General features: G+C 62.8%; 23 protein-coding genes. 8 read left to right on the top strand and 15 right to left on the bottom strand.

The genetic code is table 11. The annotated features are described in order from the left end of the window. Positions 1-301 precede the first annotated feature (301 nt). From GGD66_RS09255 to GGD66_RS09265, 3 genes are all read left to right on the top strand, one after another. On the top strand, positions 302-547 hold the full coding sequence (locus GGD66_RS09255; protein WP_183235230.1) for a hypothetical protein: 246 nt from the start codon (positions 302-304) through the stop codon (positions 545-547). A 64-nt stretch (positions 548-611) separates the two neighbouring features. Further along, a complete protein-coding gene (locus GGD66_RS09260) occupies positions 612-1,847 on the top strand; it encodes an efflux RND transporter periplasmic adaptor subunit (RefSeq protein WP_183257472.1) in 1,236 nt (411 codons plus the stop codon). Beyond that, positions 1,844-4,996, top strand: coding sequence for an efflux RND transporter permease subunit (locus GGD66_RS09265; RefSeq protein ID WP_183257473.1), 3,153 nt, complete (start codon positions 1,844-1,846; stop codon positions 4,994-4,996). Before GGD66_RS09260 ends, GGD66_RS09265 begins: the two co-directional genes overlap by 4 nt. Before the next feature lie 144 nt (positions 4,997-5,140). Here GGD66_RS09265 and GGD66_RS09270 read toward each other — a convergent pair whose 3' ends face one another. Both GGD66_RS09270 and GGD66_RS09275 read right to left on the bottom strand, forming a co-directional pair. Beyond that, positions 5,141-5,920: a crotonase/enoyl-CoA hydratase family protein gene (locus GGD66_RS09270; protein WP_179735950.1), complete on the bottom strand. Its 780-nt coding sequence runs from the start codon at positions 5,918-5,920 to the stop codon at positions 5,141-5,143. A gap of 15 nt (positions 5,921-5,935) precedes the next feature. Further along, positions 5,936-6,424 carry a tautomerase enzyme gene (locus tag GGD66_RS09275; protein ID WP_183257474.1) on the bottom strand — a complete coding sequence of 163 codons (489 nt, stop codon included), beginning with the start codon at positions 6,422-6,424 and terminating at the stop codon, positions 5,936-5,938. Between the two features lie 98 nt (positions 6,425-6,522). Between GGD66_RS09275 and GGD66_RS09280 the strand changes: the two genes are divergently transcribed. Further along, complete coding sequence (locus GGD66_RS09280) at positions 6,523-7,137, top strand: TetR/AcrR family transcriptional regulator (protein ID WP_092253200.1); 615 nt, start codon at positions 6,523-6,525, stop codon at positions 7,135-7,137. Between the two features lie 31 nt (positions 7,138-7,168). Here the strand turns inward: GGD66_RS09280 and GGD66_RS09285 are convergent, their stop codons facing one another. The 6 genes from GGD66_RS09285 to GGD66_RS09310 form a co-directional block, all read right to left on the bottom strand. Further along, positions 7,169-8,677, bottom strand: a complete 1,509-nt coding sequence (locus GGD66_RS09285) for a tripartite tricarboxylate transporter permease (RefSeq protein ID WP_092253202.1) — start codon at positions 8,675-8,677, stop codon at positions 7,169-7,171. 9 nt (positions 8,678-8,686) lie between these two features. Continuing rightward, complete coding sequence (locus GGD66_RS09290; RefSeq protein WP_092253205.1) at positions 8,687-9,172, bottom strand: tripartite tricarboxylate transporter TctB family protein; 486 nt, start codon at positions 9,170-9,172, stop codon at positions 8,687-8,689. A 3-nt stretch (positions 9,173-9,175) separates the two neighbouring features. Next, positions 9,176-10,123, bottom strand: a complete 948-nt coding sequence (locus tag GGD66_RS09295; protein WP_244550630.1) for a tripartite tricarboxylate transporter substrate binding protein — start codon at positions 10,121-10,123, stop codon at positions 9,176-9,178. 149 nt (positions 10,124-10,272) lie between these two features. Continuing rightward, positions 10,273-11,196 carry a tripartite tricarboxylate transporter substrate binding protein gene (locus GGD66_RS09300; RefSeq protein ID WP_244550612.1) on the bottom strand — a complete coding sequence of 308 codons (924 nt, stop codon included), beginning with the start codon at positions 11,194-11,196 and terminating at the stop codon, positions 10,273-10,275. 191 nt (positions 11,197-11,387) lie between these two features. Then, positions 11,388-12,173: a 2-keto-4-pentenoate hydratase gene (locus tag GGD66_RS09305; protein ID WP_183257475.1), complete on the bottom strand. Its 786-nt coding sequence runs from the start codon at positions 12,171-12,173 to the stop codon at positions 11,388-11,390. A gap of 5 nt (positions 12,174-12,178) precedes the next feature. Beyond that, the gene (locus GGD66_RS09310; RefSeq protein ID WP_183257476.1) at positions 12,179-13,879 is read right to left on the bottom strand and encodes an acyl-CoA dehydrogenase family protein; all 1,701 of its coding nucleotides are present in this window, start codon (positions 13,877-13,879) and stop codon (positions 12,179-12,181) included. A gap of 200 nt (positions 13,880-14,079) precedes the next feature. Here GGD66_RS09310 and GGD66_RS09315 point away from each other — a divergent pair, with 200 nt between their 5' ends. The 3 genes from GGD66_RS09315 (at position 14,080) to GGD66_RS09325 (ending at position 15,966) form a co-directional block, all read left to right on the top strand. Next, the gene (locus GGD66_RS09315) at positions 14,080-15,009 is read left to right on the top strand and encodes a LysR substrate-binding domain-containing protein (protein WP_183257477.1); all 930 of its coding nucleotides are present in this window, start codon (positions 14,080-14,082) and stop codon (positions 15,007-15,009) included. A gap of 261 nt (positions 15,010-15,270) precedes the next feature. Continuing rightward, on the top strand, positions 15,271-15,480 hold the full coding sequence (locus GGD66_RS09320; protein ID WP_183257478.1) for a hypothetical protein: 210 nt from the start codon (positions 15,271-15,273) through the stop codon (positions 15,478-15,480). 33 nt (positions 15,481-15,513) lie between these two features. Then, positions 15,514-15,966 (top strand): VOC family protein, encoded by a 453-nt coding sequence (locus GGD66_RS09325; RefSeq protein WP_183257479.1) that lies wholly within the window; start codon positions 15,514-15,516, stop codon positions 15,964-15,966. A gap of 214 nt (positions 15,967-16,180) precedes the next feature. On the opposite strand, the gene GGD66_RS09330 is transcribed toward GGD66_RS09325, so the two are convergent. The 4 genes from GGD66_RS09330 to GGD66_RS42170 all read right to left on the bottom strand — a co-directional run bounded on the left by GGD66_RS09330 (position 16,181) and on the right by GGD66_RS42170 (position 20,138). Then, positions 16,181-16,912, bottom strand: a complete 732-nt coding sequence (locus GGD66_RS09330; RefSeq protein WP_183257480.1) for a sulfite exporter TauE/SafE family protein — start codon at positions 16,910-16,912, stop codon at positions 16,181-16,183. Between the two features lie 90 nt (positions 16,913-17,002). Beyond that, positions 17,003-17,404: a hypothetical protein gene (locus GGD66_RS09335; protein WP_183235216.1), complete on the bottom strand. Its 402-nt coding sequence runs from the start codon at positions 17,402-17,404 to the stop codon at positions 17,003-17,005. Between the two features lie 256 nt (positions 17,405-17,660). Then, positions 17,661-19,430 carry an ATP-binding protein gene (locus GGD66_RS09340; protein WP_183257481.1) on the bottom strand — a complete coding sequence of 590 codons (1,770 nt, stop codon included), beginning with the start codon at positions 19,428-19,430 and terminating at the stop codon, positions 17,661-17,663. Between the two features lie 57 nt (positions 19,431-19,487). Beyond that, the gene (locus GGD66_RS42170) at positions 19,488-20,138 is read right to left on the bottom strand and encodes a response regulator transcription factor (RefSeq protein ID WP_183257482.1); all 651 of its coding nucleotides are present in this window, start codon (positions 20,136-20,138) and stop codon (positions 19,488-19,490) included. A gap of 481 nt (positions 20,139-20,619) precedes the next feature. On the opposite strand from GGD66_RS42170, the gene GGD66_RS09350 reads away from it, so the two are divergent. Next, positions 20,620-21,390 carry a hypothetical protein gene (locus GGD66_RS09350; protein WP_183257483.1) on the top strand — a complete coding sequence of 257 codons (771 nt, stop codon included), beginning with the start codon at positions 20,620-20,622 and terminating at the stop codon, positions 21,388-21,390. A 37-nt stretch (positions 21,391-21,427) separates the two neighbouring features. Here GGD66_RS09350 and GGD66_RS09355 read toward each other — a convergent pair whose 3' ends face one another. From GGD66_RS09355 to GGD66_RS09365, 3 genes are all read right to left on the bottom strand, one after another. Further along, on the bottom strand, positions 21,428-21,964 hold the full coding sequence (locus tag GGD66_RS09355) for a tetratricopeptide repeat protein (RefSeq protein ID WP_183257484.1): 537 nt from the start codon (positions 21,962-21,964) through the stop codon (positions 21,428-21,430). A gap of 81 nt (positions 21,965-22,045) precedes the next feature. Beyond that, positions 22,046-22,444, bottom strand: coding sequence for a hypothetical protein (locus GGD66_RS09360; protein ID WP_092253229.1), 399 nt, complete (start codon positions 22,442-22,444; stop codon positions 22,046-22,048). A 12-nt stretch (positions 22,445-22,456) separates the two neighbouring features. Next, a complete protein-coding gene (locus tag GGD66_RS09365; RefSeq protein WP_092253231.1) occupies positions 22,457-24,136 on the bottom strand; it encodes a type II and III secretion system protein family protein in 1,680 nt (559 codons plus the stop codon). Positions 24,137-24,147 lie beyond the last annotated feature (11 nt).

Consider the following 24,147-nt stretch of genomic DNA (forward strand, 5'->3'; position numbering starts at 1 on the left):
TCGCCGCGTCTTCCTCAGCCTTGCGATGAACACCATTGCCGTCGCCGCGATCGGAGCGTCCGGCGCTCAATTCATCGGTGTTGCGGACGCAATGCCGGCCGATCCCGGTCTCTCTCGGGCCGGCCGGGCACCGGGGGATCGCGCCATCCCGGTGCAATGGGGACCTCCGCCGCGGCCCGGCTGGGGCCCTTCTCATCCTGGCTGGGGCCCGCGACCGCGCCGGCGCCGCCGCTGGGTTTGCTGGTGGCATCGTGGGCGCCGTCATTGCGGATGGCGCTGGTAGTCCGAAGAGGATGAGGAAATGGTACGCAACAAGAACCAATGGATCCTCGTCGCCGTGCTTGCAGTGCTTTTCCTCGGCGCGAGCTGGTTCTGCCTGTCAGTCTGGACGGCGACACCCTCGATGCCGCTTTACGGAAACATCGTGCTGGCGGCGGCCGCCATCCTTGTTCTGGTGCTCGGCTGCGGCCTGATCGCGCTGATGTTCTATAGCCATCGCAAGGGCTACGACGAGCCGGCGCGCAGCAACCGAACCGCGCGGGACTAGCTCAGCTGGTCGAATCGCGGAGGCCTGACGCCGGCAGTTCCGAGCCTGGTGCAGGGAGCGGACGATGAACCTTGCTGACGTCCGGCTCGGACTGCTGGCGGCGAGCCTCGTGACACTAGCCGGCGAACCCGCGCGGCCGCAGCCGGCCCCGCCTGCGCCCGCCGTCGGCGTCGTCGAAGCGGCGCGGCGGCCGATCACCGAGAGCAGTGAGTTTCTCGGCCGGATCGAGGCCATCAACCAGGTCAACATTGCCGCTCGCATCACCGCATTTCTGGAGCAGCGGCTGTTCACCGAGGGTGCCGAAATCAGGAAAGGCGAGCAGCTCTATAAGCTCGAACGCGGCCCGTTCGAGGCCGATGTCGCCGCCAAGCAGGCGGAGGTGGCACAGCTCGAAGCGACGCTCGAGAATGCCAGATTGACCACCGAGCGCGCCCGCACCCTGCTTGGCGGACCGGCCGGGCAGCAATCGACCTACGATGCCGCGCTCGCGAGCCAGCGCAGCCTCGAGGCCCAGGTCAAGGCTGCGCAGGCGCAGGTCCAGGCCTCACAGATCAACCTCGACTACACCATCATCAGCGCGCCGATCGACGGCAAGATCGGGCGCACGGCCGTGACGGAAGGCAACATCGTCAGTCCGAGTTCGGGCGTGCTGACCACGATCGTCAGCCAGGATCCAATGTATGTCACGTTCCCGGTGCCGCTCCGCCAGGGGCTCGAGCTGCGCGAACGCTACGGCCCCCAAGGCGGCCTCGAGGCGGTGACGATCCGGTTGCGGCTGCCCGACGGGCGCATGTATGGGCAATCCGGCAAGCTGAATTTCGTCGACAACACCATCGCCCAGAACACCGACACGATCACGGTGCGTGGAGAGATCGCCAACCCGATCCTGCGCGCTCCCTCGGCCGCAGGCGTTACCGTCCACGAGCTCACCAACGGCGAATTCGTCACCGTCGTCCTCGAAGGAGTCCAGCCTGTCGAGGTGCTGGCGATCCCGCGCTCGGCGGTGCTGTCCGACCAGCGCGGCGACTACGTTCTTGTCGTCGGGGCAAACGATAAGGCAGAGCAGCGGCGCATTCAGCTCGGGCAATCGACTCCCACGATCGCCGCCGTCATCAGCGGATTGACGGCCGGTGACAAGGTGATCGCGGAAGGGCTGCAGCGGGTTCGCGCCGGCCAAACCGTCTCTCCAGAGCCGGCAAGTCCGCTGATCTTGTCGAGCATGAAAGACTCAACCGGCGAGGCGACTCCGCAAGGCGGGCGCGCCCCGCCGCCCCGAACCGGCAAGGGCGGTAGCCAATGATATCGAGCGTCTTCGTCGACCGGCCACGTCTTTCGATGGTGATCGCCTTTGTCATCACCATTGCCGGCGCGCTGGCGCTCACGCAGATCCCGGTGGCGCAGTTTCCCGATATCGTGCCGCCGCAGGTCACCGTAGCCGCGAACTTTCCCGGCGCCTCCGCCGAGGTCGTGGAGAGCAGCGTCGCACAGCCGTTGGAGGCGCAGGTGGTCGGCGTCGACCGCGCGCTCTATATGAAATCGACCAGCGGCAACGACGGCAGCTATACGCTGACGGTTTCGTTCGCGCTCGGCACCAATCCCGACATCAACACGGTCAACGTCAATAATCGCGTCCAGAGCGCATTGTCGCAATTGCCCACGGAAGTGCAACAGCAGGGCGTGACCGTCCAGAAACGATCCTCTTCGATCCTGCAGTTCCTGGTGCTCTACAGTGCAGATGGTCAGCAGGACCCGCTCTTCATCACCAATTACGCCATCATCAACGTGCTGGACGCGATTGCGAGCAGCCCGGGTGTCGGCCAGGCCAATCTGTTCGCCAGGATGAATTATTCGATGCGGATCTGGTTCGATACGCAGCGCCTCACAAGCCTCAACCTGACCCCCTCGGACGTGGTCGCCGCCATTCGCGTACAGAGCGTCCAGGCTCCCGTCGGCCGCATTGGCGCGCGGCCGATCAGCGACGATCAGCAGTTCCAGTTCAACGTGCAGACAATGGGCCGCCTCGCCACTGTCGATCAATTCGCCAACATCGTGCTGCGCGCCGAGCCGGACGGATCCTCACTGCTGGTCAAGGACGTCGCCCGCGTCGAGTTGGGCGCGCAAAATCTCGACAGCGAAGCCCGGATCGACGGGCGAGCTGCAGTTCCGATTGCGATCTACCTCGCCCCCGGCGCCAACGCGGTGACCACCGCGCGTGCGGTCGCGGACACGATGCAGCGGCTGTCCGGCCGGTTTCCGGCAGGGCTCGGTTATCTCGTGCAATACGACTCCACCACATTCGTACGCGACACGATCACGGAGGTGCTGTGGACGTTGGGCGAGGCCTTCGTCCTGGTTGTGATCGTGGTCTATCTGTTCCTCGGAAACATGCGTGCCACCGCTATTCCGGCCGTCGCGGTCCCGATAAGCCTCGTGGGCACCTTCGCCGTCCTGCTCGCGCTCGGTTATTCCGCCAACACCGTATCCCTGCTCGCAATGGTGCTCGCGATCGGCATCGTGGTGGACGACGCCATCGTCGTGGTCGAGAATGTCGAACGTGTCATGGCGGAGGAGCCTGCCCTGTCTCCGGCCGAGGCCAGCAAGAAAGCCATGAGCCAGATCACCGCGCCGATCGTCGCGATCACGCTGGTACTGCTCTCGGTGTTCGTGCCTATCGCTTTCATTCCCGGTATCTCGGGCACGCTGTTCCGCCAATTCGCGGTGACGATCAGCGCCGCCATGATGATCTCGGCATTGAATGCCCTGACGCTGTCGCCAGCCCTTTGTGCGCTGCTGCTGCGTCATACAGGACAGCGCCGCGGCATCATCGGCCGCATGCTTACCGGCATCGACTGGGTGCGCGATCGCTACAGCGGCGCGGTCCGCCGGCTGGTGCGCATGGCAGCCTTGTCGCTCCTGCTGGTGGCAGCCTTTGCCGCAGGAATCTTCGGCCTGTCGCTGGTGACCCCGACGGGCTTCCTGCCCGAGGAGGACCAGGGTGCCTTCTTCACCTCGGTTCAATTGCCGGACGGCGCATCGGTCGCGCGGACCAGCGAGACCACCCGGCAGATCGAGGACATCTTGAAACAGATGCCGGCCGTCGACCACGTCCTCGCGGTAATCGGCTTTTCCCTGCTCGACGGAGCCTCCGAGCCGAACAGCGCACTCGTGGTGGCGCGACTGAAGCCGTTCGCCGACCGCAAGACGGCAACGGATTCCGCCCAGGCGTTGATCGCCAAGACCTTCGCCGCCGGCGCGCAGATGCGGCAAGCCAATGTGCTACCGTTCAACCTGCCGCCGATCATCGGGCTCTCCACCGGCGGTGGCTTCGAATATCAATTGCAGGCCCTGGAAGGTCAGGCCCCGGCCGCGATCTCCAGCGTCACGAACGCATTGATCGGCGCAGCCAATGCCGATCCGCAGCTCGCGCGCGTATTCTCGACATTCACGGCGACCAATCCATCGCTCTATCTCGATATTGACCGCCGCAAGGCCCAGGCGCTGGGCGTCACCGTCAACGACATCTTCACTGCCCTCCAGGCCACGCTTGGCGGCATCTACGTCAACAACTTCAACCTGTTCGGTCGCACCTGGCAGGTCAATCTGCAAGGTGAAGCATTCGATCGCGCCGATACGTCCGATGTCTGGCGCATCCATGTGCGTAACAGCTCGGGCGAGATGGTGCCGTTACGATCCCTCGCCGGCCTCAAGATCGTGACCGGGCCACAGGTCATCACCCGCTACAACAACTATCGTTCGGTGACCGTCAACGGCAGCCCGGCATCGGGCATCTCCTCCGGGACCGCGATCGCCGCCATGGCGCAGATCTCGGAGGATGTTCTGCCGCCGGGGTACGGTTTCGCGTGGACTGGCACCGCCTACCAGGAACAGCAGGCGGCCGGCCAGACCGGCATCGTGCTTATGCTCGCCGTCCTCTTCGCTTATCTGTTCCTGGTCGCGCTCTATGAAAGCACCGTGATTCCGATCCCCGTGCTGCTCTCGGTCGTCGTCGGCGTGCTCGGATCCTATCTCGGCATCCAGATCGCTGGGCTCAATCTCGACCTCTACGGTCAGATCGGCCTCGTCGTCCTGATCGCGCTTGCCGCCAAAAACGGCATCCTGATCGTCGAGTTCGCCAAGGAGCAACGCGAGGCCGGCGTGCCGCTCGACGAGGCCGCGATCCAGGGCGCACATATGCGCTTTCGCGCCGTCATGATGACCTCGGCGGCCTTCATCCTGGGCCTCTTGCCGCTCGTGATCGCGACCGGCGCTGCCGCGCTCAGCCGGCGCGCCGTCGGCACGGCGGTCTTCGCCGGCATGCTGGCCGCAAGCTCGATCGGAATATTCATCGTGCCGATGCTCTACGTGGTTTTCCAGCGCCTGCGTGAGCGGGCGAAGGCGGCCTTCAAGTCAAGCCATCAGCCGAAATCGCCCGACCGCAATGCAATCTAGACAGGCTTTGGGGGTGCCTTGCATCCCGCAACGCTGCGTCGTTCAACGAAGAAGGCCCCCAGGGGCTGATGACTGTCCAAAGATCTGGTTATCAGCCACCTTCATCCGCCTGTCGCCCGTCACAAAGATGCTTGTGGCATTGGCTCACCGTCCCTGGAAGACTGCTGGCCGCCGCTCAATAAACGACTGGATGCCCTCGCGCGCGTCGGCGCTCTTGAGCACACGGTCCCGGATCGCCGGAATGCAGGCGATCGCAGCCGCCTCACCCTGCTCGGTGTATTTCGCGGCCGCTTCCTTGGTCACCTGAATCCCAAGCGGTGCGTTGCGGGCGATGATCGCCGCGATCTCCATGGCCCGGCCGATCTGCTGGCCGGCCGGAACGACCTCCTGAACGAGACCGATCTCTCGGGCGCGTTGCGCCGTGAATTCATCGCACAGGAAGAGGTGGTACATGGCGTTACCCCAGCCTGCGCGGGACAGATAGCGGAAGTGAGCGCCGCCCAGGGGCGCGATGCCGCGCTTGGCCTCCATCTGGCAGAATCGGCTGTCGTCGGCGGCCACCACGATGTCGCCGGCCAGCATCAGCTCGATGCCGACGGTGTAGACGATGCCTTGCGTCGCGGTGACGATTGGCTTCTTGCAGCGCTTGGTGAGGCCGAAAACGTCGACATTGCCTTCCTTGACAGTCCGCTTCTCGGCGTTCGGGCCGAAGAATTTCGGCATGTCGAGGCCCGCGGTGAAGTCCTTGCCTTCCGCGCAAATCACGCCGACCCAGTAGCCGTCGTTGTCGTGCAACTCGGTCAACGCGTCCGACAGCAGATCCATCATCTGTGGGGAGAAGGAGTTCTTCTTCGCGGGATTGTCGATGATGATCTTCAGGATGTGATCATGCGCCTCGGTGCGGATCGTGCCTTCGGTGGTCATGCGAGCGTCTCCTGTCTACCTGTCGTTCTTGATGGCGAGTGCGGTTCGAATGGCTGCTGCCCGCTCCGGCGGGAACGTCGCTGCGCCCTCCTGGAGAATGTCGAGGAAGGACAGCACGCCACCGCGGGAGCCCCAATTGCCCTCTTCGATGATGCGGAAATTGACCCACCAGCTCGGAGCGGGCTCCTTCATCTCGCAAGCATCGGCGAGCGCCCTCAGCACATTGCGAATGACGGCGGCTCGATCCTCGCGGGTCCAGCAGCAATCCATCACGACGACGTCCACCACCATGACGTCGCTCGGCTGGTCCGAGAGCAGCTCTCCGCCGTGCGCGATCATGTCGAGCGGGCGCTCGAGGAAATGCACCTGGTAACCTCGCCGTGCCTGGGTAACGAGCCGGCCGACCTCAGGCACCAGCACGGCATCCGTCAGTGTCTTGGCAAGCACCCGGCGCTGCTGACCGGTCAATCGGCCTTGCGGGGTCATCACGTGGATAAAGGTCATCTCGAGCTCTCCGGGGCTGACTATGTCATGTGACATACACCCACACGGCGCTAGCTATGTCAACTGTCATATTGTAGCGTCGGACGACGAGGTGCCCGATGACGTCCGATACGAGAGCGAAAATGGTGGCCGGGGCCGCCGATCTGATGAGCCGCCGCGGCGTGAATGCGACGAGCGTACGGGAGGTCGTGCGCCACACCGGCACGCCGCGCGGATCGATCAGCCATCATTTTCCCGGGGGCAAACGGCAGCTCATCGAAGATGCCATTGTCTTTGCGGGCACCCAGGTCAGCGGTCCCCTGCGGCATCTCACCAGCGAACGGGGGGCCATGGCCGGCCTGCGCGCCTTCATCACGCTTTGGAAGAGGACGCTGGAGCAGACGAATTATCAGGCCGGATGTCCTATCCTGGCAGTTGCCGTCGAGGAATATGTCAGCGATCCCTCCGATCAGGAAACCGCCGGCGGACAGGCGGTCCAGCGCCATCTGCTTGATCTCGCTCAGGGCATCTTTGCGGACTGGCAGCAGATCCTGTCCAATGCGCTGAAGCAGGAAGGCCTCACCGCGTCGCGCGCACGGCGGCTTGCCACGCTGATCGTCGCATCGGTCGAAGGTACAGTCGCCATGTGCAGGGCTGCGCGTAGCGCCCAACCCCTGGAGGAGGTCAGTCACGAGCTCGAGCTCCTGCTGAAGAGCGCAATCGACAAGCCATAGCGTCGAGAAGCGAGAGCCGCACAGGTCAACGTCAGGCTCCCTCGTCAAGCGCCACCAGTTCGCGCTTTCTGCGCAGCGTCGGCAACAGCGGTCCGATCAGCAGCACCAGAGCAAGCGCGAGGCACACCGCCGAGATCGGCCGCGTCACGAAGGTGCCGAGATCGCCCTGCGAAAGGATCAGCGACTTGCGCAGATTGTTCTCCAGCATCGGTCCCAGCACGAAGGCGAGCACCAGCGGTGCCGGCTCATAGCCGAGCTTGCGCATGAAGTAGCCGATGATCCCGAACGCGATCATGACGTAGACGTCGAACACGTTATTGCCGCTGCAATAGACGCCGATGATGGTGAAGAGGATGATGAGGGGGAACAGAATGTTGTAGGGCAGCTTCAGGAGCTGCACCCACATGCCGATCATCGGCAAATTGAGCACTAGCAGCATGAGGTTGCCGATATACATGCTGGCGACGATGCCCCAGAACAGTCCGGGGTTCTGCGTGATCATTAGCGGTCCCGGTTGCAGGCCGTGAATCACGAAGGCGCCTAGCAGCAGCGCCATCACCACGTTCGGTGGAATCCCAAGCGTCATCAGCGGAATGAAGGCGCCACCGGCGGCGGCATTATTGGCGGATTCCGGCCCCGCGACGGCCTCGATCGCGCCGTGGCCGAAGCGCTCGGGAGTCTTGGAGAGCCGCATCTCCAGGGCATAGGAAGCAAAAGAGGCTACTACCGCGCCGCCGCCCGGCAGGATGCCGAGGAAAAAGCCGAGAATGGTGCCGCGGCCGACGGGGCCAGCGCTCGCCTTCCAATCCTCCTGGTTCGGAAAGAGCTGGGTGATCTTGGCATTGATAATGTCGCGCCGGATCAACTGCTCGGTGTTGAGCAGTACTTCGGCGACGCCGAACAGGCCCATCACGACAGGCACGAGCCCGATGCCGTCCATCAGTTCCATGCGGCCGAACGTCAGGCGCGGCTGCGCCGTAATGCTGTCGAGCCCGATCAGACCGAGCACGACGCCGATACAGGCCATCAACAAGGCCTTCGCCATCGAGCCCTGGCTGAGGAAGGTCAGCACCACGAGCCCGAGCGCCATCAGGCTGAAATACTCGGTGGGACCAAAGACAATGGCGACGCTCGCGAGCTTCGGCGCGACCAGCATCAAGGCGACCAGCGAAAAGGTGCCGGCGATGAAGGAGCCGAAGGCGGCGATGCCGAGCGCGGGACCCGCGCGGCCCTGCTTCGCCATCTGGTGGCCGTCGATGCAAGTGACGACGGAAGCTGCCTCGCCGGGGATGTTGACCAGGATCGAGGTGGTCGAGCCTCCATACATCGAGCCGTAGTAGATGCCGGCCATCATGATGATACCGGATTCCGGTGTTCCCGAGAGCGTCACGGGCAGCAGCAGCGACATCGCGGAGATTGGCCCGATGCCCGGCAGCACGCCGACCAGCGTGCCGATGAAGACGCCGATGAAGCAGTAAAGCAGGTTGATCGGCGCCAACGCGACCCCGAACCCATGCGCGACATTGACGAGAGTATCCATGGCGAGCGCTCAGCCGATTTCGAACATGCCGGATGGCAGTTGGATGCCAAGCCCATGCTTGAGCAGCCACCACATGCCGACGGGGACCAGGACGGAGATCGGCACCGCGAGGACCCAGCGTACCGGATCGATCAGACGCATCAGCAGCAGCATCAGCGGGATCGAGGACAGCAGGAAGCCGAAAGGATCGAGCGCGAAGGCGAACATGATGAGACACGCGATGACGATGACAGGCTTGGCCCAGTGCACATCTTTCCAGCGCGCGCCGAACGTCGGTCCGCCGTCGGCCAGCGCGGCAACGATGATCGTTGCAGCGAACGCGCACATCAGGATGCCGGTGTAGAACAGCACGAAACCCGAGCCGGGATCGTGGATCGTGCCGAGCTTGAGGTGCAGCCCCGACCGTATCACGAAGAGGCCGAGCCCGAGACCGATCAGCCCGCCCCAGAGCTCGGTGTTGTCGGGACGGAACTTGACGTTGCTGTTGTCACTCATGGCTCAGTTCTTCTTGCCGAGCCCGAGTGCATCGATCACCTTGCGTTCGGAGTCCGTGACCTCGACGACGAACTTCTTGTAGTCCTCGCTGTTCTTGTAGTTCGGCACCATGTCGTATTTGGACAGCGTCGCGACCACAGCCGGATCATCCAGCGCCCTCTTGAAGGCGTCGTGCAGCTTGGCGACGATCTTGGGATCCATGCCCTTCGGGCCGGCTATGCCGAACGGCGAGTCGTAGACCACGGGATAGCCGAGCTCCTTCAGCGTCGGCGCGTCGGGAAAGTTCGGCGAGCGGCTCGCGGTCCACACCATCAGCAGGCGCAGCTTGCCGGCGTCGACCAGCGGACGCCAGCCGGTGGCGTCGGCCTGCAGCATGGTGTGCTGGCCGAGCACCGCGGCATTCGTCTCCGCGCCGCCCTTGAACGGAACAGCCGTGAGCTTGATGCCCGCGAGCATAGCGATCTGCTCCATGCCGACATGTGGCGAAGTGCCCACGCCAGGCGTCGCATAGGTGACCTTGCCCGGATTGGCCTTGGCGTAGTCGACCACGTCCTGCCATGTCTGGAACGGACCTTCCGCACTGGTCGTGACGCCGAAGGTGTAGCCCGAGAGGTGGATGATATAGCTGAAGTCCTTCGACGGATCCCAGGGGGTTTCCTGCATCAGCGGCAGGCGGAACACTCCCATCGGGAGCTGCGCGATGGTGTAGCCGTCGGGCTTCGCGGATGCGGCCATGGTGGCTGGGCCGACCGTGCCGCTTCCTCCGGCCTTGTTGTCGATCGCGATCGGTTGTCCCAGCACCTTCGAGGCGCTCTCGGCGATCGCGCGCATGGTGAGGTCGGTCGATCCGCCGGCTGGCCAGGGAATGATCAGCGTGATCGGCTTGATCGGGTATTCCTGTGCGCCGGCGCAGACGGGCACGAACATGGCGAGCGCCGCGATCGCAATCATCAAACTGCTACGTTGAAACATAAGATCCTCTCTCCAGTGGTTCGCTCGGGGCCAAGCTCGTGTCTTCATGTGCCCTGCCGGCGGCTCGTCATCGGCACCGTGAATTACCGCCCCCTGGCGAACCACGACTGCCGATGGCTTCTCCCGCCTCAATCAATTCGCAGTGCGATCGAGTTGATGACGTCCCGCCATTTTGGAATTTCCTGCGCCATGAACGTCCCCAGATAGGCGGGACTGCTCGACAGCGCCGGGATGATTCCCTGCGCATCGAGAATCGGTTTGATCGAGTTGTCGTTCATGGCGGCGACGAAAGCCGCATTGAGCTTCGCGATGATCGGCTCAGGCACGCCCTTCGGTGCGACGACGCCGAAGAACACGCTGACATCGAAACCTTTCAGGCCCTGCTCGTCGAAGGTCGGCACATCAGGCAGAACCGGCGTCCGCTCGATCGTCGTCACGCCGAGCGCGCGAAGGAGTCCGGCCTTGATGTGAGGTGCGGAGACGAAGATGTCGGCAAAGCTCATCTGAACCTGGCCGCCGATGAGATCGTTGATCGCGGGTGCGCCGCCGCGGTAAGGCACATGCAGGATATCGGTGCCGGCGATGGCATTGAACATGACGCCAGCGAGATGCGTCGATGCGCCGTTGCCGGACGAGGAAAAGCTCAATTTTCCCGGATTGGCTTTCGCATACGCGATCAACTCCTGCACATTCTGCGCCGGCACGGAGGGATGCACCGAGAGCACGTTCGGCATCTTGCCGATCATGATGACCGGATCGAAGCTCTTGATCGGATCGTAGCTGAGCTTGGTGTACAGGCTCACATTGATGGCGAGCGGGCCCGATGTCCCGAACAGGAGGGTGTAACCGTCAGCTGGCGAATTCGCGACGAAGTCGGCTCCGACATTGGCGCCGGCGCCAGCCCGGTTTTCGACAATGACGGGCTGGCCGAGCTTGGCCCGGACCCCCTCGGCGAGAGATCTCGCCAATGCATCCGTCGGCCCGCCGGCGGCAAAAGGCACCACGAATTTGATCGGTCGCTCGGGAAATTCCGCCCTCGCCATCGCAGGCATGGATAACGCAACGGCTGACACGAGAAGTAATTTGCGGCAAAGACTGATCAATCCCATAGGCTTCTCCCCTCCCTCGAGGCAAGGCTGGCGCCATGCCGTTTCCAACTCCTCGCCGGTTGGGTGTGTGACCACGACATCATCGCGCCCCCACGTCCGACTGTTGTTCTTGGAAGATTGTCAGTTCGATCAGATCACGCGTATGTCACCGTCACGCTGCCGAAAGGTCCGAAATCCGCGACGAACGTCTCGCCAGCCTTCGGTCTCAACATTCCCGTCACCGTGCCGGTGCTGATCATCTGCCCCGCCTTCAGGCCGATGCCGGTCCGCGAGAGTTCGTTGGCGAGCCATGTCACCGGCACGATCGGATGGTCCAGCGCGATCGCCGCACTGCCTTTCCGCCTCAGCGTCCCGTTGCAGGTCAGCACGACCTCCTGGCCGGCAATGTCGCGCTGCCGCCAATTCTCGATCGGCGGACCGTATGCAATCGTCCCGCTGCCGGCTCCGTCCGCAAGGATGGCGGGCAAAGGAGGAAACGCGGCGTCGTGGACGAAACGACACTCGGCCAGCTCCACGCCCGGATGCAGCGAAACGACGGCTTCTTTGACTTCTTCGATGCTGTAGGGAGCTTCACGCGGCGGAAGATCGGCGCCGAGCAGCGCCTGGTACTCGACTTCGGGAATCGGACTGCACTGACGTGCATACTCGACCGTAACTGGCGACGCCTTGATGAGCGGCGCGTAGACCCGGCCATAGATCGGCGAATCCGTACGCAACTCGCGCTGCAGCCCTTCCTTCATCGCTGCGATCTTCCAGCCCGCGACGGTCCAGCCGAGCTCCTCCTCGACCATGCGCGCGACGCGATAGGCGGTCGGCTTGTCCGGCGGCACGAGGCGCTGGTCGAGGCCGCTCTGCTGGCGTCCTTCGCGGCGCAGGGTCGCAAGCAGGCGAGCGAGTTCGCGTTGGGCCGACTGATCCATCGCGATTACCTCACCAGCAGCGCGGCCGCGCGCGACAACGGCACCGGCGCCTCATCCAGCAACAGGTCGATGGCCTCGTCCTCCCAGCGCTGGCTCTCCAGGTTCAACGTGTTCGGCTCTTGCACGCGGTGCTCCAGCACGAAACGCGCGAGCAGCAGGCGGCGGGCGTCGCCGCCGGATGCACCCAGACGCAAGCCCTCCTGAATGAACAGCGCGGCGGTGACGGCGTGATAGAGCTTGCCCGCCGCGGCCCGGCAGAAGCGCTCATTCTCCTTGCGGGACGCGACCTCTTCCGCAAAGCGCAGCGCGCCATTGACCGCGCCATCGAGCCGCGTGCGAAACTGTCCGGGAATGCCCTGTGTGTCCGCGAGCCGGGTGAGGAGATCGTCGCGCAGGGCGGCGTGCGCGCCGACCTTTCCAACGGCGCGCTGCACGGCATCGAGCGCGTTGATGTTGCTGGTGCCCTCCCAGATCAGGCCGAGATGGGCATCGCGCACCAGCCGCGCGTTCGGCCAGTCCTCGATGTAGCCGTTGCCGCCGCGCGCCTCCATCGCACCGGTCGCCACCGTGACATTGTCGCGGCAGGCCCGGTATTTGACGATCGGCGTCAGCAGCCGCAGCACCTTCTCCGGTGCGGTTGCCGAATAGAGTAGCGCGGACAGCGCCTGCTCGGTCGGCACCATCAGCTTGACGAGCTGCCGGCGCATCAGGGGATGATCGACCACTGCGCGGCCGAAGGCGTTGCGATGGCGCGAGGCCTGAAGCGCCTCGTTGAGGCAGCGGCGCATCATGCCGGCGGCGCGCGCCAGATGCGAGACACGGCTGGAATTCACCATCACCAGCATATGCTTCAAGCCCTGATCGAGCTCACCGAGCTGATAGGCGACGGCACCATCGAACACGATTTCGCCGCTGGCCATGGTGCGGCTGCCGAGCTTGTCCTTGAGCCTCACGATGCGATAGGCGTTGCGGCTGCCGTCCGGCAGCGTCTTCGGCATCAGGAACAGGCCAAGGCCGCGCCCGCCGCCGACTGCGCCCTCCGGCCGTGCCAGCAACACGGCAAGCTCCGCATCGGCGTTGGAGCAGAACCATTTTTCACCATAGAGCCTCCAATGCGCGCCATCGCGCACGGCGGTCAGTTCGGCCGCACCGACATCGGAGCCGCCCGCCTTCTCGGTCATGAACTGCGCGCATTTGAACAGCGTGGCCGGATCCTGGCTCCACATGCGTTGCAGATAGCGCTTATGAAGCTCGTCGCTGCCGAAACGTCGCACCAGCTCGGACGAGCTGTCGGTCAGATTCACCGGGCACAGCAGGCCGAACTCGGCTTGCGAAAACAGGTAGTGAAACACGTATTTTGCGATCGGCGGCATCACCGAGGGCCAGCCCAGCACGCCACCTCGATTGCACATCGCGTGCATACCGAATTGTCCGAATGCGATCCGCTCCATCTCCCGGTAAGCCGGGTGGTATTCGACCCACTCCTCATCGCGGCCATAGCCATCGCGCGGATGCAGCACCGGCTGATGGCGCTCGGCCTGATCGGACAGATCGTAGAGCTTACTTCCGGCAAGCGCGCCAAGCTCGGCGAGATGCGGCCCGAGCTGCGCCAGCAGCGGCGCTTCCATGTACAGGGGAAGCAGATCCCGAATGCTCCGGTCGATCGCAAAGTAGTTCAGCCCACGGCAGGTGGGCGCTAACGCCATCGAGCGTCGGGACGACGCTTCGCGACGGGCCAAACCGGCATGAACGGTCATGAGCTTCCTCTCCGGACGGACGTATCTTGGGCGGGGCGGACCCCGGGCCAGTGTTCGGGTATGACTTGACAGCGCTCCACGCAAACGACTTCTTGGGCGGGCGCCTTGAGCGAAACTCAAGGCCCGGTCATCCCGCGGGGCGCACCATCATGGCTTCACGACGACTTCCTCCACTCCATGCCGTGCGGGCATTCGAAGCGGCCGCACGACACCTGTCGATCACGCGAGCCGCCGACGAGTTGAACGTGACGGTCGGCGCAGTCAGCAGGCACGTCCGCGCACTCGAGGTGCGCATGGGCACCGCGCTGTTCCTGCGGGGATCGCGCGGCCTCGTCCTGACCTCGGCCGGCAAGGCGTTCGCCGATTCCACCCGCGAGGCCCTCGATCGCATTGCGGATGCCGCTGAAGGCCTGCACCTGCGGCAGTTCAGACGGCTATCCGTCGGCGTCTACGGATTCTTCCTGTCGCGTTTTCTCCTGCCGATATGGCCGGGGCTCAAGGCGGCACATCCCGAGTTGGAGATCGATCTGCACACCAGCGCCAACCCGGTTGATCTTCTTGCCAGCCGCTACGATGCCGTCATTGCCGTCTCGGACGGAGAGCCGAGAGCCGGCCTCGTCACCCGGCCTCTGCTGCCGATCGCCACCGTGCCGGTCTGCTCGCCAGCTCTGTTGAAGGATGGCGTGCTGGATTTCGCGTCAGTTCCGCTGCTGCACAACAGGCCGCGGCCAGACGATTGGCGACGCTGGCTCGACCACGCGCAGCTCACCAAGGTGCCGATCCGCGGCGGAAGCAGCTTTGAAAACCTGGGGCTCGCGATCGAGGCCGCTGCGGCCGGGCTCGGCGCCGCCATCGCCATCGAGAGCCTGCTCGCTCCGGATCTTGCACAACTCAATCTCGCCAGAGCGCATCCCGTGGTCCGGCCGACGCGGCGCCACTTTGTGCTCGAATATGAGCAACGCATGGCGGACGATCCGGCGGTCGCGGCCTTTGCCACGTGGCTCTGCAACGCCTGCAAGCAACAGGGCGCCAACAAGGCGGCGGCCAGGACATCCTCGCGAAAGCGTGCAAACGATTGAGTTGAGTTTCACTCAAGGGACACCGCGAAAACCTCGTTTGCCAGCCTGAACCAGCTCTGACACAGACCCTCCACAGCAATGATGGGGGAACGCCGGATGAGGCTGTATTCGGGATGCTCGTCGCGCGCGCTTGCTCCGATTGCCCGGCCGCAAGGGACAGCGGCCGACCTTCATGCAGATCGGCGTTTACGAGGCGGTGCGTCACTATCTACAGGCCGTGGAGGCGACCGGTCGGACGACGCAAATCAAGTCGTCGCAAGAATGCGCGCAACGCGGATCGAGAGCGCCTTCACGCATGGCGCCACGATCCGCGAGGACGGCCGCGTCGTCCGCGACATGTACCTCGCCCAAGTCAGGGCCCCCAAGGACTCCAAGGGAGAGTGGGACCTCTACAAGATCCTCCGCACGATCCCGGCCCAGGAGGTGACCATTCCGCTGGCCGAGAGCACCTGCCCGCTCGTGAAGCGCTGACCCGATATCCGACTTCAACATCCGAGGACGACAATGACGACACCCGAGAACGAGTGGCAGTATCCCTACGGCACCAAGCAGCGCTACCACCTCCAGCACGTACATCTGTTCGCATCCAACGTCGATGCGACAATCGCCTTCTACAAAAAGTGGTTCGATGCCGAGGTGAAGTGGGATGGCGACGTTGCCGGTGCCCGCAACGTCTTCATCAAGGTCGGCATCGGCGCCCTGCATCTCTATGACCAGTTGCCACGCGGCGAGGGCAAGAATGCCGTCCATCATCTCGGCATGCAGGTCGTCGGCATCGACGAGCTTTACGAACGCATGAAGGCCGCCGGCCTGCATATTCCCAATCCCATCCGCCGCCTGGGCGGAGGCGGCGGCTATTTCATGCTCGGCGCACCCGACGGGGTCGTCATCGAGATCTTCGAGCCGGGCAAGCTCCGCGAGACCGTGGTGCGTGACTATTATGGCTTCGGGGGATGAGGCCCGTGGACACCGCTCCTCGCTCGATACCGTCGCCGACCATGCTGCGGAAACTCCAGCCACTGCCCTGACATTTCGTGGACGTGACGGCTGACGGTCTTTTCGCTCACACCCGGTAGGTCGGCGACAACTTCAATTCCGCGCTCGCGCAGATGAGCAGCCGGCCCGGACCGGCGCGCACGCAGAAGCTCGCATGCCTTCCCACGAGGTCCTGCTAAATCACAAGGCAAAGTCCCGAAAACAGCAGCAAGCCAAGGATGATACGTTTGAAGGCTGCTTCGTTGATTCTACCGAACAAGACGATACCTGCAGCCGTTCCCGCAGCTAAGGCGGGCAGAGAAATGCCAAGGTCGATCAAGACTTTCAACGAGAGGCTGTGGTGCGAAAGCATGAGGGCGAGGGCAAAAAGTTGCATGACCCCGATGTAGGGTTGAACCAGGCCGCGCTGCTGCGTTTTCGGAAGACCATGAATATCGCACCAGATCGCAGGAAGTGCGCCAGGCATCGCTGTCAACCCGCCGACCAGGCCGCCGCCAAACCCCACCAGCGCGTTCCTGCTCTGGCTCTCCATCTGACGCAAGTAGGCAGCCGTCGGCCGCACCAGGGCGTATGCCGCGTAAAGCGACACGAGCGCTCCAAATCCCAATCTGAAAATACCTGTATCCACGTTCTGCAGGAGATAGATCGCAATCGGAACGCCTAATAGTCCACCAGCGATGAAAACCAGGCTGGTTCTCCATTGCATGCTCTTGCGGAGAGCATACAGATTGGCGGCTTGCACGGTGATGCTGCAGGCCATCATCAACGGCACAGCTTCGATAGGCGGAAACACGTGTAGCAGGATGGCGCCAGCGACCGCCGAGAACGCAAACCCGGAAAGGCCAGACACGAACGCGCCTGCAAACACCGCCCCGCTTAGCACAAGATAAACCGCTATGTCGGACATGACACCGCTTCCTAAAGATGCTGGTCGTCGTGGATGGCGGGACAGCGTCGGGTCGTTCGAGCTCACTCAAACGACAAACAACCAATCCATCTAGTCGCCTTGGATCGCTGCCGTTGCCGGCTCGATCGGTCGAATACTCGGCGCCTGATGCAGCGTGCGTTCTCCGACGACGTGCAAAATGCCGAAGCCAACCAGGACAGCCATTGTCCACGCCTTGAGAGGTGGCGCAGCTCGCCGGGCGCGGGGGTTATCGGCAACTCCCCTGTCCAGATTACGCATTGTGCGCGTCCGAAAATTCAACGAAGCACAGTCCTTCGCAAGCAAATGCCGATACTCTCCGATTACGCGTTTCGCTCCAAGGCGCCGCGATACGTGAAGGGAGACGAGAATATCGTTGAGGACGCTTCGCACCTTGCTGTCGAGAATAGATATTGAGGGAGCTAAATCGCGCGATTGATGACACATCGTCTGCTTCTCATATTCGAGCGTCATGCTTTAAACTCGAAATTGATTATCGCTGCTGGGCGAAATAGCACCGTACCCAGCGACGGCGGCAATGACATCCACGTGGATATCACTGGGGCAATCCGCGAGCGATACGGCAGATGTCGTATTTCGTACCCGGCTGGAAGGGAAAGCCGAAAGACCTTTGTCGCCACAGGTAGTGGCGCGGTGGGCGTCCGCGCGGAGATACAACCTCAACCGTGGCCGGTTGATCGCCAATTTTGGCAGCAAGCTACGCGTGCTTTTAGCAGCCGCTCTTGATTGATTGCTTGCGATCTACATAGGCGGCAACAATCGCTTCATTCAATTGCTCGCCGGCGATCGGCTTGTGGAGAATACGATGACCGCTGGCGCTGGCTTCCTTGATGCGCGCCGGCGAGGTATCGCCGGTCACGATGATGGCAGGCAGGGAGCGGCCGATATAGGCGCAAAGAGCCTCGATTGCGTCCTGGCCAGTAGCACCACCTCCGAGGCGGTAGTCGGTCACAATCAGATCGACCGGCGCATCGCCGGTCGCCATTGCCTCCGCATGAATCTGTTGCACCTCGGCTGCAGACCGGCCGGCATAGACCCGATGGCCCTGCAGCGTGAGCAGCCGCACCATGACGTCGAGAACATCCCCCTCGTCTTCCACGACCATGATGCTGATGGCGATATCTGCAGGTGGCGCGCTGTGATCGGGCAAGGGAGGCGCCACTGCACTGGCTTGCGGAACCGTAACGGAAAACATCGAACCGCGATCGACGACGGAAACCAGCTTCAGCGGATGTTGCAGCAGTGCGGCGGTGCGGCGAACGATGGCGAGGCCAAGGCCAAGGCCTTGGGTGCGATCCCTCGCCGGGTTCTGCAACTGCACGAATTCCTCGAAGATCATCGCTTGCTGATCTGCGGGAATGCCGGGGCCGGTATCCCATATCTGGATTTCCACCGAGGCACCGCGCCTGCGGCAACCGAGCAGAACGCCACCGGACCTCGTGTATCGAAAGGCGTTCGACAGCAGATTGCCCAGGACCCGTTTCATCATCATGGGATCGCTGTCCACCTGGAGACGGCTTTCAACGACACGCCAATCCAGGCCGCGATCCTTCGCTTCGGGAGCGAATTCATTGCTGAGCTGGTTGAAAAGCTGGGACAGATTCACCGTCTCCATCGCAACAGTGACGACGCCGGCATCAAGACGGGAGATGTCGAGCAGTCCGTTCAGAAGGGCGCTGAGATTTCCGACGATGGATTTTGCCTTGCCTGCCAGATCGCGTGCATCGCCGGACTGGACAACGCCGCGGTGGCCCAGCGCCGCCAGCGTGGCAATCAGAAGACTCAAGGCATGGATCGGCTGACGCAGGTCATGACTGGCCGCCGCGAGGAAACGCGTTTTAGCGCGGTCCGCGGCTTGTGCGCGGTCGCGTTCTTCCTGGAGGTGGCTAACGAGCTCGACATTTTCCAGGCGCAACCTGATGCTCTCATGCAGCATGCGGTACGTCGTACGGCAGTAATAGAGATTGATGGTCAAAAGCCCGGCGAGCAGGGCGAGATATGCGCCGGAAATATCGCCTCCATTGGTGATCGAGCGTACCGTGAAGGGCAGCATCGTTGCGACGATCGAGCCGACCAAGGCTGGCGGAAAGGCCGAGAGCGACGGAACCGTGCCGCAGATCAGACCGGTCAAGACAACAGCAGTGAATGAAAAAAGAATGGGCTCCTCGGGACGGAAGCCAACCCAACCAAGCATTCCCCACAGCAGGCCCGACACACAGGAAAACGCAGCCGCAAGCCAAGCCCATCGCAACACTGAGGTCGGCTCTCTGACCCGCTTGAAGAACCGGCGCGCCGCCAGGACGCGTATGGCGGTGAGCACATACACCGCGCCGAGCCATCCGATCAACCAGCTTGCCGGCACCGCGCTCCTCAGCACGGACGCTGCCGCTAGGGAGATGACGACGTTGGAAGCCACGACCCCATAGGAATTGCGATACAGGAGTTCAACGAGCGCCTCGCGTATCTTGTCCTCTTGCATCGAGACCTCTCCGCGCGCCGGCCGGTGCGGCGGCTTCGTTTGCGAGTTGCCGTTGCGCTAACCCGCAGGAAGGCCGAGACGAACCGCGTAGGCGGTCAACTCAGCGCCATTGTGCAGGTCAAGCTTCCGCATGAGATTTTCGCGATGTTTCCGGGCGGTGAGCGGGCTGATGCCGAGACGGCTGGCGATATCGCGGTTGGTGGCGCCGTGAGGGATCATCGCCAGGATTTGCCGCTCACGCCTTGTCAGCGCAACCGGAGATACGATCGCGGCGATCGGCTCCGGGATTTCGTTCGGGCCGTCATGGTGGTCCACTGCGAAGCGAACCTCCTCCGCAACATAGAGGTTGCCTTTTCTGATGGCATCGATCGCAGTGATAAGTTCGGAGGGATCGCCGCTCTTGGTCAAATAGCCGCTCGCGCCCGCGGAAAAAGCTGCTCGAACGGAACGCGGCTCGACATTGGCGGTGAGGACAAGAACCTGCAGCTCCGGCCAAACGGTTCTCAGGTGAGCTATGAATTGAAAGCCGCTCACACCCGGCATGCCGAGATCAAGGATGAGAAGATCGGCGGAGTTTTCGTTCAGCAGCCGATGAACAGCCTCTGCGTCCGCCGCCTCTCCGCTGACAATAAGATCGTCGACGGTCGACAGGAGCTGCTTCAGACCTTCCCGCATGATCGCGTGATCGTCAGCAATGATCGTCCGCACCGGTCCGCACCTGTGTTGCCTGTCAGCAACGGTATTAGGGTATCAATCAACTTCAATCAAGGATTGGCAATCCACCAATCCACTTGCCGGACGTGGTCACCTAGGCAATTTTCGGTGGCCCTGCCCCATAGCCGTGTCGCGCCGCTGGCGGCAAGTGGACGTTGATCCTGTGCGATTCTCCGTCGGATTTGAATCTCTTCTGGCGGCCGACGCCCGCATTCCGGCTTTTCAAGAGAGCGGGCATTCTACCACTTATGGTTGTGCTTACTATGCGAGGGTGGTTGCCGAGTTCTGCGTGGTCGGAGCATCCGCGCGGGTGAACCCTGGCATCGAGTTGGCACCCTATCTCTTGAAGCTACCCTTCGAGCGGCTCCGCGGCTTAGAGCCTTTTCCGTTTCGATTGATCGAATCCTCGGGTACCCTATTCTAGCCGCGTCGGCGGAACTGCTGAAGTTGATAGATGGCTGCATGGAGAGCGGAGATGGGCCGGCTCGATAAGCAGATGGATCCCTTCCATCCTGCCGCCCATCTGACGACGGCGGATCGCGTTCCCGAGAATCCAGAGCTTGAGCAAGTCGACACGACGTCGTTCGTCGATCCGGCCCGCGAGGAAGCCACCTCGTCGCCTGCGCATTTTGGGTCGGGCCAGGCGGCGACCGGCGTAACGGGCTCTACCAATTGGATCGACCGAGGACGCCGCATCTGGCGGCGCCATCTCCAGCGCGATCAACTCCCCCGGACGACCGGAGGGTCGATGGGAAACTTCGAGCGTTGGCTGATCGCACTGCTGAGCGTCGGCTTCATCGTGAGCTGCGTTTGCGCGATCATCGTCTTCATGCAGGTCAACGCGCGCAAATTGGAGATCGCAACACTGCAACGTGACATCATCGCGCTCAAGCTACGCGTAGCCAGGCTCGATCAGATCGCAAGCACCAATGAGATACGTGAAAAGGCAAGCAGCGGAACACCCAAGCCGCTGTCGGAGACCCAACCTGACCAGGCTCCGCTCATCCTGTCACGTGAAGAGATTCAGCTTATCCGAGACTATATCAAGCCTGCACCAGTTGCTGGCCCCGCGACTGAGACGATAAAGGTCGGCGAACCCGTCGTGGGAGAAACCGTTCCCTTTCCCTCTCCGATCACGGAGAAGGTGCGGAAACTGCTCGGCGCGCGATTTACCGTTCGCAATGGCGTTGTTGTCATCATCCGGAGCGGCAGCCGTCACGCTGATGCTGTGATTGGGCCAAACTGACGAGAACTGGCCGCGATCGCAGCAGCCGATCGACCGCTTAAGGCTGGTTGTTTGGTGGTCTTTCAATGAACCGCCGGCTGCCATTGAGAAGCTCGAGGTTATTGGCGATGACCGGATTGCCTGGATCGAGCGAATAAGCCTTCTCGAACTTCCGTCGCGCCGCACTCAGATTGCCGCGCAGCATGTACGAATACCCCTGGTCATTCAGGATCTGAACGGTTTCGCCTCCCAGCCGGATCGCTTGGGCATAGGCCTGATCGGCCAGGTCGAAACGACGCAGCTTGTCGTAGCTCGCTGCGAGACCAATCCAGGCCGTGACGTCCTTGGGTGATTTCTCGACGGCGTCCTTGAAATAGCGCTGTGAGAGCCCGTAACTGCCGCGATTGTAATGCTCCAGGCCCAGCCGCACAGGCTCGTCCGACGGGTAGTACTTGACGTCCGTCGGCTCCTGCACCGGGTCCCCACCCGGTGGCTCGACCGGAGCCACGATGGCAGCCTCTCTCGTGGTATAGTCACATGCCGCAAGGCCTGACGCCAGCCAGCAACAGGTCAGCAGTAGAATGGCACGTCGCATAATTTTGTCCCCCGCCCGGCCCAGCGGACGCACTGCACCGCACTCAACTGTCCCGTCGCTAAACTCATTTACCAGAAGCCGCTACCTGCCCGCTGCCCCGCCGACTGGCACCGATACTCCCGCCGATGCTCCCGCACCCAATCCAGTTACGTTGACATTCTGCGTGACCGGAGGCCGCTGGCCCATGAGTTTCGTCGGATCGCCCATGTCGGGAAGCTGATCCACCGGCTGTTGCTGGTTGCCGTAACGCGTCACGGCCGAGCCCACACGTCGAGCGTCGTATGCAATCCGGCGATCACCGACGTATCGCGGCCATGGATGAATTGTATGGGTCACGGCGTTGACCTGCTTCGCATCACCGGCAGTCATCGTGATGCTGTCGGAACGCTGAAAGTAGCGGTCTACCTCGTCATGACCGGCGACGCCGTAACATCCCCCGAGGAGGAAGGGCGCAAACAGAGCCAGATACCTGATCGTCATCTCGCGCGTCCTCTAGTTTAGAGTTTTGACGACCGTCTGATCGGCACTCGCGGCCGGGACGACGACGGGGGTCCGGACTTCAGGCGCGATGATGTGGCCATACGGCCCCTTCACCTCGCCTCCCGAATTGACGTAGTCATTGTACCGCTTGCGGACTTCCATCTGACCATTGAGGAAGAAATCGACGTCGTTGGCCGGCAGGCGGGAGTCGAGTGGCGATGCCAGTTGCTGACCGGGTGCCGCCGGCGCGACCAAACGCGGCGTCACGATGATCACCAGATCGGTTTCTTCCTGCTGATACGATTTGCTGCTGAACAGGCTTCCAATCACCGGCACCGAGCCGATCCAAGGCAACTGCGAGACGTCCTGGCGATTGCGGGTCTGCAACAGGCCGGCGATGGCAAAGCTCTGGCCATCGCGCAACTCAACCGTGGTTCGCGCGTCGCGGCGGGTCAGCGCAGGAACGGTCGTCCCCTGGATCGTCACAGCGTTGGCGAAATCAAGTTCGCTGACCGACGGCTCGACGCGAAGATTGATCACACCGCGCGAGAGCACAGTGGGGACGAAGGCGAGCTCAACACCGAACTTCTTGTAGTCAATTGTGATGGTGGGAAAGCCGTTCTGCGTCTGGGTCGGTATCGGCACTGGAAACTCGCCGCCGGCGAGAAAGCGGGCGGCATCGCCGGACAGCGTGGTCAGATTTGGCTCCGCCAGCCGGCGTGCCAATCCTTTGGTTTCCAGCGCCGAGATCAACAGGTCCACCGAGCCCCCGCTGCTGGTCCTGATAATGCTGGTCAACAAGCTTCCGAACGGCGCCGGCGCAATGCCTCCCGCAGTACCGGCGAGCGTCCCGAGTGTTCCGAGTATCGGAAGGCTGCCAGCAGGATTGGCGCCAACAGGAGTGCTGCTGGCGCTAAGGTTACTGGTGCCGCCGGTGGTGGGTACCCTAGTGAGACTATTGACGCCACCGATGGGTGCCCGCCCGACGGCCGTGGTTGAACCAAGACCGGTATTGCCGACGTTGGTACCATTGGCATTCGCCGCGTACAGATTGACGCCCAGGTTGCGTCCAGCCTCCCGGCTCACCTCTAGAAAGCGCACCTCGAGCATCACCTGTTGCGGCGCCGCGACGCTCATCGCGTTAACGACGACGCCCCCTTTCGCGACCGTGCTTGTGGCGATCGCCATGGCCCGCTCGGCCGTAACTGCGTCGGCGGCGACCCCGCTGAGCACCACCTGGCCCTCGGAAGCCGACACGCGGATACCCTGCCCGCCGGTGCTGGTCCGGATGTTCTGCTGTAGATTGCCGGTATCGATCACGACCTCGACGTCGAGGATCCCGATCTGCTTCATCGAGCTGTCGAACAGGATGACATTGGTGGTGCCGGTCTGCTTGCCCTGCACGTAGATGAGATGATCGCTCAGCGACTTCACGTCGACGATGTCAGACGAACCCGCCACGATCGTCGCAAAGGCCGTGTCGACCTTGAAGGTACGTGACTTGTTGACGACGAGCTTGACCCGCTGGACGTCATTCATCTCGCTGACGATGACGCCACCGGAGGAGCCCCGCCGGTCTGCAGCCGCCGCGCGGTCGGCGAACCCAGAGGAGGCGAGTGCCGCGCCCAGACCCATCACGCCGAAGGCGAGAAGCCTCCCGGCCCTGTTACCCGATACGCGATCGCCACTCATCCCCAGTCCCC

This window comes from Bradyrhizobium sp. CIR48, from assembly GCF_014198315.1.
Classification (GTDB): Bacteria; Pseudomonadota; Alphaproteobacteria; order Rhizobiales; family Xanthobacteraceae; genus Bradyrhizobium.